This is a genomic window from Moraxella sp. Pampa (assembly GCF_035181385.1).
GTDB lineage: Bacteria > Pseudomonadota > Gammaproteobacteria > Pseudomonadales > Moraxellaceae > Moraxella.
The window spans coordinates 29,337-43,935 of sequence record NZ_JAXCJK010000005.1; the positions used below are offsets into that span (position 1 = coordinate 29,337).

Consider the following 14,599-nt stretch of genomic DNA (forward strand, 5'->3'; position numbering starts at 1 on the left):
TATTCATTATCAAGCACTTACAGACTATCAACTTTTAAAAAAGGAAAAAAGCTATGTCTCAAATGTTAGCCGAATACAGAGCTCATGTCGCAGAGCGTGAAGCTTTGGGTGTTCCTCCACAGCCACTGACTGATGCACAAACTGCCGACTTGGTTGAGCTTTTAAAGAACCCACCAGCAGGCGAGGAGGCCTATTTGGTGGATTTGCTTGAAAACCGTGTGCCAGCAGGCGTGGACCAAGCGGCTTATGTTAAGGCGGCATTTTTAAACGCTGTGGTCAAAGGTGAGGCAACCTCTCCATTGGTAAGCAAAGAGCGTGCGGTGTATCTGTTGGGTACAATGCTTGGTGGCTATAATGTTGCACCGTTGGTTAATTTGTTGGACGACAGCGAGCTTGGTGGATTGGCAGCGGACGCACTCAAAAAGACTTTGCTTGTATTTGATGCCTTTCATGATGTTGAAGAAAAAGCTAAAGCAGGCAACGCCAATGCCAAAGCGGTATTGGAGTCTTGGGCGAAAGGCGAATGGTTTACCAGCCGTCCTGATGTTCCTGCTGAGATGACCATCACGGTATTTAAAGTAACGGGCGAAACCAACACAGACGACTTATCCCCTGCCCAAGACGCTTGGAGCCGTCCTGACATTCCATTGCACGCCAATGCGATGTTAAAGAATGCTCGTGATGGCATTGTCCCTGAAAAAAATGGCGAAGTTGGTCCTTTGGGTCAAATTAAAGAACTGATTGCTAAGGGCAACCCTGTGGCGTATGTGGGCGATGTGGTTGGTACAGGTTCAAGCCGTAAATCTGCCACCAACTCGGTTTTGTGGTTCTTTGGCGATGAAATCCCCCACATTCCTAACAAAAAAGACGGTGGCGTTTGTCTGGGTGGTAAAATTGCACCAATTTTCTTTAATACGATGGAAGATGCTGGGGCACTGCCTATTGAGCTTGATGTTTCCGAAATGAACATGGGTGATGAAGTTACCCTAAAAATTGATCATGCCACAGCCACTGTTACCGCCTTTAAAGAGGGTGAGCAAATTGCTCAAAGTAAATTAAAAACCCCTGTACTTTTGGACGAAGTAAGAGCGGGCGGTCGTATCAACTTGATTATCGGTCGTAACCTAACCAGCAAGGCTCGTGAAGCGCTTGATTTGCCACCGTCTGATTTGTTCCGCACCCCAGAGCAACCTGCCGACAGTGGCAAAGGCTTTACTTTGGCACAAAAAATGGTCGGTCGTGCTTGTGGTTTGCCAGAAGGTCAAGGCATTCGCCCAGGCACTTATTGCGAACCTAAAATGACCACCGTTGGTTCTCAAGACACCACAGGCCCTATGACCCGTGATGAGCTAAAAGATTTGGCATGCTTGGGCTTTTCATCGGATTTGGTGATGCAGTCGTTTTGCCATACCGCCGCTTATCCTAAGCCCATTGATGTGGTAACCCACCACACTTTGCCTGATTTTATCATGAACCGTGGCGGTGTTTCTTTACGCCCTGGCGATGGTGTGATTCACTCTTGGCTAAACCGTATGCTACTGCCTGATACTGTTGGTACAGGGGGCGACAGCCATACCCGTTTCCCAATTGGCATTTCGTTCCCAGCAGGTTCTGGGCTTGTGGCGTTTGCTGCAGCAACGGGTGTTATGCCTCTTGATATGCCAGAATCGGTTTTGGTCAAATTCAAAGGTAAAATGCAACCTGGCATTACTTTGCGTGATTTGGTACACGCCATTCCTTATGTTGCCATTCAAGAAGGCGATTTGACAGTTGAGAAAAAAGGCAAAAAGAACATCTTTAGCGGTCGCATTCTTGAGATTGACTTGACCGAGATGGAAAACGATTTGACCGTAGAACAAGCCTTTGAGTTGTCCGATGCGTCTGCCGAACGCAGTGCCGCAGGCTGTGCCATCACGGTCTCTGAAGAAAAAGTGGCGGAGTACTTGCGTTCTAACATTGTGATGCTCAAATGGATGATTGCCGAAGGGTATGGCGATGCTCGTACTTTGGCTCGCCGTGCCGAAAATATGCAAAAATGGCTGGACAATCCAAGCCTACTAAAAGCCGACCCTGATGCCGAGTACACCAAAGTCTATGAGATTGACCTTGCTGACATCAAAGAGCCGATTTTGTGTTGCCCCAATGACCCTGATGACGCCAAACTGTTGTCAGAAGTGGCAGGTGATAAGATTGACGAGGTGTTCATCGGTTCTTGTATGACCAATATTGGGCATTTTCGTGCCGCAGGCAAACTGTTGCAAGAAGTGCCAGCAGGCAGTTTGACCACCCGTCTTTGGATTGCTCCGCCCACCAAAATGGACGAAAAGCAATTGATGGACGAAGGCTACTACAATACTTATGCCCAGGCAGGTGCACGCACCGAAATGCCAGGTTGTAGCTTGTGTATGGGTAACCAAGCACGCATTGCCCCCAACTGTACAGCCGTTTCTACATCAACTCGTAACTTCCCCAACCGCTTAGGGCAAGGTGCCAATGTTTATTTGGCGTCTGCAGAGCTTGCCTCGGTGGCATCGGTTTTGGGTAAGTTGCCTACGGTAGATGAGTATATGGCGTATGCAGGTAAATTGTCTTCTATGGAGGCTGAGGTTTATAATTATTTAAACTTCGACCAAATGAGCGAATACACCAACAAGTCTGATAAGATCAGTGTGGCTCAGTTGGCATAGTCTTGTTGATGATTGATAAAAATACCGCTCACTGATGGTGAGTGGTATTTTTTTTGGCTGGCTTTACCAAAATACATACATTTTTTGCAAAAGGCTTGTTAAATTCAGCTCATGTGTTATAATTTGCCGCCTTTTAAATTTTAATGGCTGTTTTATTTAATTTTAATATTTAAAACTGACCAAAACTAGCGAATTTAAAAGATATTGCCGTGCAAGCGGTTGAATCACTCTGTTTTTTTGTCTATCAACCTGTAATAATAGGGTGATTACTCTTGCAAAACTGGTGTGCAATTGGCATTTTTACTTTTTTTACCCTTCTGCCGATTGAGTTACATACCGAACGTCGCGACCTTGTTAAACCCAAATTTCACCGCTTAAAAAGCAAAAATTGGGTTTGGGTTTAGGGATTTGCAGAGCAAGTCCATAGGTTTTTCTTCTAACCCTTATCTGAGATGGTAATCCGATATGAGCGTTCATTCTACACACACCCCTGTTTTAGCCCCAACTGGTGCAACCAATGACTACTACCTGTCCCGTCAAAACCAGATGGAATCCAATGTTAGAAGCTACCCACGCAAATTGCCTTTGGCGATTGCCAAAGCACAAGGGTGCTGGGTTACCGATGTAGAAGGTAATGAATACCTAGACTGCTTGGCAGGGGCTGGTACGCTGGCACTGGGTCATAATCACCCTGCAACCATTAACGCCATTAAAGATGTGCTAGACAGCGGTTTGCCCCTGCATACGCTGGATATCACCACACCGATTAAAGACGCATTTAGCGAAAAGCTGTTGTCGTTTTTCCCCAAGGATTTTGTGTTGCAATTTTGTGGCCCAACAGGGGCGGACGGTACCGAAGCGGCGATAAAACTTGCCAAAACCTATACAGGGCGTGATAATGTCATTGCGTTTAGCGGTGGTTATCACGGTATGACGCACGGTGCTTTGGCGATGACAGGTAATTTGTCCGCCAAACAAAAAGTGGGTAATTTGATGGCAGGCGTGCAGTTTATGCCTTATCCACACGAGTATCGTTGTCCGCTTGGCTTGGGCGGTGAAGCAGGTGTGGACGCCTTGACTTATTATTTTGAAAACTTTATTGAAGATGTAGAAAGTGGTGTGGTAAAACCCGCTGCCGTTATCCTAGAAGCCATTCAAGGAGAAGGCGGTGTGGTGGTTGCCCCCAAAAAATGGCTCCAAAAAATTCGTGAAGTTACCGCTCGCCACGATATTGTACTTATCCTAGATGAAGTGCAAGCAGGCTTTGCTCGCTCTGGTAAGATGTTCGCCTTTGAGCATTCTGACATTGTCCCTGATGTGGTGGTGATGAGTAAGGCGGTGGGTGGTGGTTTGCCCCTGTGCGTACTGGCAATGCACAAAAAATTTGATGCGTGGTCGCCAGCAGGTCATACTGGTACTTTTCGTGGCAATCAGCTGGCAATGGCAGCAGGGTATAATGTACTTGAAGAAATCAGCAAAAATAATCTCACCGAAAATTCACGCATTCAAGGCGAGTTTTTGCGTGAAGAATTGCGTAAGATTGCACAAGAATATCCTTGCATTGGCAATGTGCGTGGGCGTGGCTTGATGACAGGCATTGAGATTGTGGACGAAAGAGCGTCTGCTGACCATATGGGCTCGTATCCTGCCGATGGCGTTTTGGCAGTCGAGATTCAAAAGGCGTGCTTTAATAATAAGTTGTTATTGGAGCGTGGCGGTAGAAATGGCACGGTGGTGCGTTTATTGTGTCCGATTACCATTAGCCGTCAAGAATGTGAGATGGTCATTGACCGCTTTAAAAAAGCGGTGGGCGAAGCGATGAAGGCGGTGCGTGGTTAATCGTTGATTGTAATACAAACATTGTAATAAAACAAAGGCGTGCCAGTTGGTGCGTCTTTATTTTTGCCAAAAACTGGCTTTATATTTATCAAAAAATTTGTTAAAATTAGAAAATTTTACTTGACACTTTTACGGAAAATCGCAAAAATGAATCAGCAATCAGCAATCAGCAATCAGCAATCAGCAATCAGCAATCAGCAATCAGCAATCAGCAATCAGCAATCAGCAATCAGCAATCAGCAATCAGCAATCAGCAATCAGCAATCAGCAAAGCCTAAAAACCGCCCATAATGCCGACTTTATGGCAGAAAAACTGGTGCAACTTCGCCAAATCTTACCTGAAATTTTTAGCGAACACGCCCTAGACTTAGACAAATTAAAAGCCCTACTGGGCGACCACCTTGCCCAAAACGAACGCTACGGCTTAAATTGGGCAGGCAAATCAGCCGCTTATCAAGCCTTACAACGCCCAACTCATAACACGCTTACGCCTTGTCCTAGTGAAAGTGTGGATTTTGATAATACACAAAACATTTTTATTGAAAGCGATAATTTAGAAGCCCTAAAAATATTACAAAAATCCTATGCAGGCAAAATCAAAATGATATACATTGACCCACCTTATAATACGGGCAATGATTTTATTTATCACGATGATTTTAGCCAAAGCAAAAAAGATTATGAAATTGCCACAGGCGATAGAAATATCAATGGCGAATTGTTAAAATCTTTTAAAAAGAATAGCAAAGACAATGGGCATTATCATTCTAATTGGCTTAATATGATGTTGCCACGCCTACATTTGGCTCGGACTTTGCTTTCTGATGACGGTGTGATATTTATCAGTATTGATGATAATGAACAGGCTCAATTAAAATTGTTATGTGATGAGATTTTTGGGGGAGAAAATTTATTTGCTAGTATGATTGTTACTCGTTCGGAAGGTGGTGGATTAGCAAAAAGAGTCATTAAAGGACACGATTATTTATTGGCTTATACAAAAAATTATGATAATTTTAAAGGGATATTCAAACCAAAAGATATTCGTGGAAAAATTATTAGCAAAGATGGGGTTGATTATTGGATTGAAGATGATTGGTTGAGAGTTGAATTTGGAAAGTATGGAACATTATTTTATGAAGATATTGTAGAAATAAAAGGTGTTGAGAAGAAAGAAGAAATTGATGCAGGTATTAAAAATGGAACTTATGTTTTGATACCAAAAGATAAGAAACATATTGTTGGTCGTCTAAGAAGAATAGATGAAGATGGTTCAAAATTTTATAGTATATTGAAACATTTAAACAAAGATGGTGTGGAAAATTTAAAATCTCTAAATTTTGATAAATATTTTAGCTATCCTAAGCCAATTTCTTTAATCAAAGAATTAATCTTGGGTTCAAGTTTTTTTACAAAAAATAATGGTGATATTATCCTAGACTTTTTTGCAGGTTCAGCAACGACTGCTCATGCTGTTATGCAATTAAATAGCGAAGACAAGGGTAATCGTCAATTTATTATGGTGCAACTCCCTGAAATTTTAGACACCAACAACGCTAGCACCGCAGAAGGAAAAAAGATTATCCAAAACGCCATAGATTTTTGCAACGAAAATAATTTACCAACCAACATTGCCGAAATCTCCAAAGAACGCATTCGCCGTGCAGGAGCAAAAATCAAAGCCGAAAATCCTGAAAAAAAGATTGATACAGGCTTTAAAGTATTTAAATTAAGCGATAGTAATTTTAAAGCGTGGCAGATTGATGATGATATATCTAAGCAATTAGAAATGTATATTGACCCCTTAAAAGACAATGCCAATGAAATGGATATTGTCTATGAATTGCTATTAAAAATGGGATTAAAATTAACGGCAACTATTGAATGTAACAATGGCGTTTATTGGCTAACTTGTGAAAATAAATCGTATGCTATTGTACTAAATTTGTTATCCCAAGATGATTTTAATGCCATTATTGCCCAAAAACCCACCAAAACTGTTGTCTTAGATAAAGCATTTTTAAACGACAGTGAAAAATCCAATGTGATGTTACAATTTAAAGATGCTGGACTAAATTTTGAAAGTATTTAATAAGGGGAATAGGCAATGCAAATCCAATACGAACATTTAGATTATCAAAAGCAGGCAATTTTTAGTATCGTGGATTTATTTCAAGGCGAGATTAGTCATAGCCAAGATGATTTTAGTCTATCGGATAAAGGCAATATGCGTGTAATTGCTAATGAATTGTTATTGTCTGATAATGATATTTTAAAGAATTTAAATCATATTCAAACGCAAAATAAAATGCCATTATCCGAGCGTTTGGATAATCTGCAATTTAGCGTAGAAATGGAAACAGGCACAGGCAAAACATTTGTTTATTTAAATACCATTTTTGAATTAAACAAACGCTATGGCTGGCGAAAGTTTATGATTATTGTGCCGAGTGTTGCTATTCGTGAAGGCGTATTACAGACTTTAAATAGCACAAAAAATTATTTTAAAGATAAATTTAATTCGCCCATTTATCATTATTATGAATATAGCGGACAAAAAACTAATCTACTAAAACAATTTGCCACAAGTGTACATATTGAAATTTTGGTTATCAATATTCAATCTTTTGAAAAAGAAAGTACAGAAGATAAAAAAGGAAATATTATCAATCAAGAAAGAGAAGATGGCGTGTTAATGGATTTAATCCGTGCGGTAAGTCCGATTGTGATGATTGATGAACCACAGAATATTAACAGCGATAAGCGAAAAAATGCGATTGCCAATTTAAATCCATTATTGACGGTCGGTTATTCAGCAACGCATAAAGATATCATTAATAAAGTATATAGCCTAAATCCAGTACAAGCATTTGAGCAAGGATTGGTAAAACAAATTGTCGTTAATTCGGTAAAATCTGATGATAAAAATACTGCCTTTATTGAATTAAAAGAAGTCATCAGCAAAGGCGGATTAAAAGCAAAAATAATACTTGATATTAACGAAAAACAGCAATTAAAACGCAAAGCAATTACTGTTAAACTGGGAGATGATTTATATGAAAAATCAAAACAAAATCCTAATTATCAAGGATTTATGATTGCAGGCATTGATTTGGAAAATCAAGCGGTTAAATTTTCTAATGGTATACAGATGACTGCTGGCGTAAATTTGGATTATCTCAAAGATGAAGTTATGAAACAGCAAATTCACGCCACGATTAAAGCACATTTACAGCGTGAAAAGCAGTTAAATCCATTAGGTATTAAAGTATTGTCGCTATTTTTTATTGATAAAGTAGAAAATTATCGCACCAATGCACAAGGTGAAATTGGTAAGTTTTATGAGTGGTTTGAACAATTATACGAATTAGAAGCCAAACAAACAGCTAAAAATTTGCATAAAGGCTATTTTAGCCAAGATAAAAAAGGCAATGCAAAAAATAGTAACGGCACAACCAAAGATGACAATGACGCTTATGAATTAATTATGAAAGATAAAGAGCGGTTATTGTCCTTTGATGAACCTGTGCGTTTTATTTTTAGTCATTCGGCATTAAAAGAAGGTTGGGATAATCCCAATGTTTTTCAAATTTGTACGCTTAACGAAACTACATCTATCATTAAAAAACGCCAAGAGATTGGGCGTGGTCTGCGATTGTGTGTTAATCAAAATGGCGAGCGAATTTATGATGAAAAAATTAATATTTTGACCGTGATTCCTAATGAAAGTTATGAGCAATTTGCCAATAGTTTACAGCAGGAATATATTGATGATTGTGGTATTAAATTTGAAAAATCTCATCTTAAAAATGCCAAAAATGAGCGAACAGTAACTTATCGCTTTGATGCGTTTACTGACCCACTATTTTTGCAAATATGGAATAGAATTCGTCAAAAAACCAGCTATCGTGTGCAATTTGATAGCGATGAGTTAATTAAAAATGCCAGTCAAAAAATTAAAGAAATGCCAGAAATTTCTATGCCAAAAATTGACATTAAAAAAGCAAGACTTATTCAAAATAGCGAAATGGCTGTACAGGCAGAAGAAATTTATTCTGATTATCAATATTTGGACAAACAATTTGCCATTCCTGATATTTTAAAGACATTGCAAGAAAAAACAGGTCTAACTCGCCAAACTTTGGCACAGATTTTAAGACAATCTGGCAGAATTGATGAGATTAAAAATAACCCACAACGCTTTATTGAAATTGTGGCAGAATTAATTAATAACCAGTTGCAATTATTGATGATAAACGGCATTCAATATGAACAGACAAATGATGTATATGAGCAAAGTTTGTTTGAAACTTATCAAATTTATGCCAATGATTATACTTTTGATGTCAATAAAATGGATAAAACCATTTATAATGGTATATTGGATTTGGATTCAAAAACTGAACATCAATTTGCAACCGATTGTGAAAATTATGATGAGCAAGTGGCATTTTACTTTAAATTACCCAAAAAATTTAAAATTCCAACACCGATTGGTAATTACAACCCAGATTGGGCGGTAATTATAAAAAAGAATGGCGAGCAGATTTATTTTATCGCTGAAACCAAAAATACAGGCGATAATGTACAAAATGGCGTGGTTTTGGACAAATTACGACAAAAAGAACAATTTAAAATTGCTTGTGCAAAACGATTTTTTGAAGTAAATGATGAAGTGGGCTATCAAGTGGTGCAAAAGATTGATGAATTGACCTAAAATAATAAGATTTATTGAACGACATAAATATGCTAAAATACAGCAATTTTTTACTTTTAGGACAAAACTATGACCAACCTACCACAACACCGTAAGGCTCTATTGTGCAACGACAGCCAGTCCATTAGCGACTATGAAAGTGCTATGAACCAAGCGGTACAAGCCGTAGCCGACTGGTTACAAGAAGATAAAATGTATACAGGCGGTAGTATCAAAGATTTGCGTGCCAAAATCGCCTTTAACCCCCAAAAACAAGGTTTGGGGCTACACAAATCATTAGATAGAGCGGTTGATTTGTTCTTAAAAAACAGCCTAAAAGTCCACCACCCGCATTCGCTTGCCCATTTGCATTGTCCGACAATGGTCGCAAGCCAAATCGCCGAAGTATTGATTAATGCCACCAACCAATCTATGGACTCGTGGGACCAGTCGCCAGCAGGCTCGCTGATGGAAACTCAGCTCATTGACTGGTTACGCCAAAAAGTTGGCTATGGGGCAGGGCAGGCAGGCGTTTTCACATCTGGCGGTACGCAGTCCAATTTGATGGGTGTAATGCTTGCTAGGGATTGGTGTATTGCCAAGCATTATCAAAAAGACGGCAAGCCGTGGCGTGTGCAACAAGACGGCATACCGCCTGATGCGTTGCAAACGGTCAAGGTCATCTGCTCACAAAACGCCCATTTTAGCGTACAAAAAAATATGGCGATGATGGGCATGGGCTTTGGCTCTGTTGTGGCCGTGCCTGTCAATGATCACGCCCAAATGGATACAGATGCCCTTGCACGGATTTTGGCGGATTTGAAGGCGGACGGTAAAATCGTGGCGTGTGTGGTGGCAACCGCTGGTACAACAGACGCAGGGGCGATTGATGACATCAAAGCCATTCGTACGCTTTGCGATGAGTTTGGCTCGTGGTTACACATTGATGCGGCGTGGGGTGGGGCGTTATTATTATCCAACGATTATCGTGATATGCTTGACGGCATTGAGCTATCCGACTCGGTAACGCTTGATTTTCATAAGCATTATTTTCAAAGCATTTCGTGTGGGGCGTTTTTGTTAAAAGATGAACAAAATTACCGCTTTATGCACTATGAAGCCGAGTATCTTAATTCTGCCTATGACGAAGAGCACGGCGTGCCAAATTTGGTGTCAAAATCACTACAAACCACACGCCGATTTGACGCCCTAAAACTGTGGCTGACCATTGAAGCCTTGGGCGAAGAGTTGTATGGCTCAATGATTGACCACGGCGTTGATTTAACTCGCCAAGTGGCGGACCATATCAAACAAACTGACGGCTTAGAATTATTGGTTGATGTGCAATTTGCCAGCGTGTTGTTTCGTGTTGTACCAAAAGGGTATCCAACGCATTTGATTGACAGCCTAAACCAAAATGTCGCCGATGAATTATTCGCCCGTGGCGTTGCCAATATTGGCGTAACTCGGGTGATTGACAAAACCCGTGATGTGCAATCTTTAAAAATGACAACGCTAAGCCCCATTGCCACGCTTGACAATGTCAAGGCATTGTTAAATCAAGTGCTTGAACAAGCCGACCGCATCAAAGATGACATTCAAAACGGCACTTATACACCGCCGATTGTTTGATTGTAAATATAAATTCTGTTGTAAAATAGGTTTTTTTCGTTCGCCCTGAGCTAAGTCGAAGGGTAGCGAAAAAACTGTCCGATGCTTCGACAAGCTCAGCACGAACGGTTTTCTATTTTTCAGGATTTTTATAATGAAATCAATAATTTATATCGGTACAGGTGGATACAGTGATAGCGACCTGCTTGGCACGCTGTATCCACACGGCACACGCCCCAGTGAGTTTTTGCACCATTATGCCAATCATTACGACTGCGTGGAGATAAACAGTAGTTTTCACGCACCTATCGGTCAAAAGACTGTGCAAGGTATGTTTGCCAAAGCTGATGAACGGCTAAAATTTTCGTTTAAACTGCACCAAGATTTTAGCCATAATCACACAGCAACCGCCCAATTCGCCCAAGATTTTTTGGCGATTTTAGCCCCATTTAAAACACAACTTGCCCCTTTGTTATTGCAATTTGCTCACAGCTTTGAGCGTACGCTTGCCAATCGTCAATATTTGGGCGAAGTGGTAAAATGGTTTGACGGTTATCCGCTTGCCATAGAATTTCACCACCCCAGCTGGCATATCAATCCTGTATTTGATTATTTTGCCAAATTATCTCATATTATTTGGGTAAATGCCGATTATCCAAAAAACATCGGACTACCCAATACGCCATTTTGGGTGAACACTCGCACCGCCTATTATCGCCTGCACGGTCATAATAAAAACTGGTGGCAAGAAACTACCGCCAAAGACCGCCATAATTATCGTTATAGCGATGATGAGCTTGGCAAAATTGCTGATGATATTTTTGCCAACTGTCATTATTTTGATGAGCTGTTTATTTATTTTCAAAACACCACAAATGCCCACTCTTTTTATAATATAAAAACGCTAAAAGAAAAATTGGTCGTGCGTGGTTTTGATGTCAAAGTAGCTAATCAAGTAGTCAGTCAAATAGGGCAAGGTTGTTTGTTTTGAAAAAAAATAAATAAAAACCGCTTTTAAAATTAAAGCGGTTTTTTAAAAATATGGCGGTTATTTGATTTGAAACCAACTGTCTGCACTGTTTTTGGCTTTTTGTATGTCGCTTGATGAAAGATTTAGTGCTAACTGACCAATTTTATTTTGAGCTTTATTTTTGATTTTTTGGTCAAGCATACCCTCACGCGTTGACAGGTCGTACCATTTATAGGCATCAACCAAGCGTTGTTGTTTTTCATCAATCATCGCAAGGGCGTAGCTGGCACGGTTATCACCAAGGTTGGCGGCTTTTTCAAGCCATTTTCTGCCTTCGTCCATGTCGGCTTTAATACCTTCACCACGCAGATACATGATGCCAAGATTTAATTGTGCAGGAGCAATATTATGCTCGGCAGCACGAGTATACCAATAAGCCGCTTTGACAGCATCTTTGGCGACACCTTCACCTTTTTGTAGTCGTTTGGCTAAGAAAAATTGTGCATGATGGTCGCCTTGTGCAGCTTTGACGGCCAGACTGCTGATACTCATATATTCAAAGTTGGTGCTTTCAAGACTTGTGGTGATTGTTTCGGTCTGTGCGTGGGCAGTTGCAACTGTACCAAGTGTTATAAAAAGCAGGGCAACTTTAAGCATTTTCATGAGAACTCCAAATAAAAAATGACACATCTGAGCCATAAAATCAAAATAAAACTGATGATATTGTGGCGTATGCAATATGACAACATATTAGCATTTTTTACTAATAAATTCAATGTATCATGGCGGTGCTAATTTTTACTGATGCGATAAATGGCCACATCGGCAAGTAAATTTGGGGCGTACTTGACAAATCTACCCATCAATTGGGTGGGTGGATTGGTATTGTCATTGATGGCGACCGTATCTAGTATGCAAATGTTGTTGTCTTTGCAGAGCTGTTCAAAATCTTTAAAAGTGCACAGATGTATGTTGGGTGTGTTGTGCCATTGGTATGGCAGGGTTTCGCTCATCGGCATGATGCCCTTGATGCCAAGATAGACACGGTTTTGCCAGTAGGCAAAATTAGGAAAGGTAACAATACCCTCTTTGGCAACTCTTAGCATATCATTGAGTAGGGCTTGTGGGTTTTTTACTGCTTGTAAGGCACGAGCCATGACCACAGTATCAAAACTGTCATCAGCAAAGCGATCTAGCCCATCGTTCAAATCTTGTTCAATGATGTTTAATCCTTTGGCAATTGCCTGATTGATTCTGTCTGAGTCAATTTCTAGGCCGTAGCCCGATACGCCCAGACGGTCTTGTAAATGAGCCAAAAGCGTCCCGTCTCCACAGCCTAAATCCAATACTTTGGCGTTGGGTTTTATCCATTTTTCGGCAAGTTGGTGATCAATGTTGTTCATGGTTTTTCCTATTTTAAATTCATGCTCTTGCCATTTTTGAAATTTCTTGTGGGTTTATTGTGTCATATTGAGCCTGTTCTTTTGGCGAACTTTTTAAAATTGGAGCAGATAAAAAACCCTTGATTGCATTGGTGTAGCGTGGAATGTCAAACAAAAAAGAATCGTGCCCATGCGGGGCATCTACATTGATAAAGCTGACATTCTTACCGTTTGCCATGAGTGCATCTACAATCTCTACCGAGCGTTCTGGGCTAAATCGCCAATCGGTAGTAAATGAGACGACCAAAAACTGGCATTGGGTGCGTGCAAGCGTCTGTTTGAGTGCAGTTTTTTCGTCTAAGCTGTCGTTGGCATAATCTCGTGTGGGGTCAAAGTAGTCCAAGGCTTTGGTCATCAAAAGATAGGTATTGGCATCAAAGTTTTTGCTAAACCTTTCACCTTGATATCGCAGATAGCTCTCTACTTGAAATTCTACATCATAGCCATACATGAACTTGCCAGATTTTAAATCTCGTCCAAATTTTGCCTTCATTGCCTCTTCGGTGATGTAGGTGATGTGTCCCACCATTCTGGCAAGAATCAAACCGCGTCTTGGGTAGGTGTTGTGATTGACATACCAGCCATTATGAAAATCAGGGTCACAAAGTATGGACTGGCGAGCGACTTCATTAAAGGCGATATTTTGAGCGGATAATTTGGGCGTGCTTGCGATGATGACGGCTCTTTCTAGACGGTCCGGGTAATCCACCGACCATTGCAGTGCCTGCATACCACCCATAGAGCCACCGATGATGGCGTGCCATTTGTCAATACCAAGTCGGTCTGAGAGTAGCACTTGTGTTTTTACCCAGTCTTTGATTGTAATCAAAGGAAAGTCTGCCCCCCATAATTTGCCCGTATCAGGGTTGATTGTGGTAGGGCCTGTTGAACCATGGCATGAACCGATGTTATTAAGACACACCACAAAAAATTCATCAGTATCAATGGCTTTGCCCTTGCCAATGAGTGCGTCCCACCAACCTGCTTTGTCGTCTGTTTTGTGATGATAGCCTGCGGCGTGGTGCGAGCCTGATAAAGCATGGCAAATCAAAATGGCGTTTGTTTTGTCAATATTTAACTTGCCATAGGTTTCTATCACCAAATCAAAACTTGGCAATATCCGCTCGCATTCTAACTTTAATGGCTCATCAAAGTGCAAAGTCTGTGGTGTTACAATGCCGACCGAAGTAGGGTCAAGATACGAAGGTATTTGGTTATCCACGAAATTATCCATGATGGTTTATTATTTTGGATCAGATTGATGGTCATTTTAACATTTTGGACAGCTTTTAATCAATCTTTGATAAAGCGATTTGCCCTAAAACACGAGCAGTCATACCATTGCATCATTGTT

General features: G+C 40.6%; 10 protein-coding genes. 7 read left to right on the plus strand and 3 right to left on the minus strand.

Going from position 1 to position 14,599, the window contains the following annotated elements:
- The first annotated feature begins 62 nt into the window (after positions 1 to 62).
- The 7 genes from R0123_RS07950 to R0123_RS07980 all read left to right on the plus strand — a co-directional run bounded on the left by R0123_RS07950 (position 63) and on the right by R0123_RS07980 (position 11,824).
- Entirely contained in the window at positions 63 to 2,687 is a 2,625-nt protein-coding gene (locus R0123_RS07950) for a bifunctional aconitate hydratase 2/2-methylisocitrate dehydratase (RefSeq protein WP_323842440.1), read from the plus strand.
- Between the two features lie 465 nt (positions 2,688 to 3,152).
- Entirely contained in the window at positions 3,153 to 4,526 is a 1,374-nt protein-coding gene (locus R0123_RS07955; RefSeq protein ID WP_323843679.1) for a diaminobutyrate--2-oxoglutarate transaminase, read from the plus strand.
- Between the two features lie 147 nt (positions 4,527 to 4,673).
- A complete protein-coding gene (locus R0123_RS07960; protein ID WP_264682781.1) occupies positions 4,674 to 4,817 on the plus strand; it encodes a hypothetical protein in 144 nt (47 codons plus the stop codon).
- A gap of 217 nt (positions 4,818 to 5,034) precedes the next feature.
- A complete protein-coding gene (locus tag R0123_RS07965; protein WP_416381711.1) occupies positions 5,035 to 6,618 on the plus strand; it encodes a site-specific DNA-methyltransferase in 1,584 nt (527 codons plus the stop codon).
- A 15-nt stretch (positions 6,619 to 6,633) separates the two neighbouring features.
- Positions 6,634 to 9,243 (plus strand): DEAD/DEAH box helicase family protein, encoded by a 2,610-nt coding sequence (locus tag R0123_RS07970; RefSeq protein WP_323843681.1) that lies wholly within the window; start codon positions 6,634 to 6,636, stop codon positions 9,241 to 9,243.
- A 69-nt stretch (positions 9,244 to 9,312) separates the two neighbouring features.
- Positions 9,313 to 10,854, plus strand: coding sequence for an aspartate aminotransferase family protein (locus R0123_RS07975; protein WP_323843682.1), 1,542 nt, complete (start codon positions 9,313 to 9,315; stop codon positions 10,852 to 10,854).
- A gap of 133 nt (positions 10,855 to 10,987) precedes the next feature.
- A complete protein-coding gene (locus R0123_RS07980) occupies positions 10,988 to 11,824 on the plus strand; it encodes a DUF72 domain-containing protein (RefSeq protein WP_323843683.1) in 837 nt (278 codons plus the stop codon).
- A gap of 57 nt (positions 11,825 to 11,881) precedes the next feature.
- Here the strand turns inward: R0123_RS07980 and R0123_RS07985 are convergent, their stop codons facing one another.
- From R0123_RS07985 to metX, 3 genes are all read right to left on the minus strand, one after another.
- The gene (locus R0123_RS07985) at positions 11,882 to 12,466 is read right to left on the minus strand and encodes a tetratricopeptide repeat protein (RefSeq protein ID WP_323842408.1); all 585 of its coding nucleotides are present in this window, start codon (positions 12,464 to 12,466) and stop codon (positions 11,882 to 11,884) included.
- Between the two features lie 128 nt (positions 12,467 to 12,594).
- Positions 12,595 to 13,206: a methionine biosynthesis protein MetW gene (gene metW, locus R0123_RS07990; protein ID WP_323843684.1), complete on the minus strand. Its 612-nt coding sequence runs from the start codon at positions 13,204 to 13,206 to the stop codon at positions 12,595 to 12,597.
- Between the two features lie 19 nt (positions 13,207 to 13,225).
- Positions 13,226 to 14,467 (minus strand): homoserine O-succinyltransferase MetX, encoded by a 1,242-nt coding sequence (gene metX / locus R0123_RS07995; RefSeq protein ID WP_323843685.1) that lies wholly within the window; start codon positions 14,465 to 14,467, stop codon positions 13,226 to 13,228.
- Between the last annotated feature and the right edge of the window lie 132 nt (positions 14,468 to 14,599).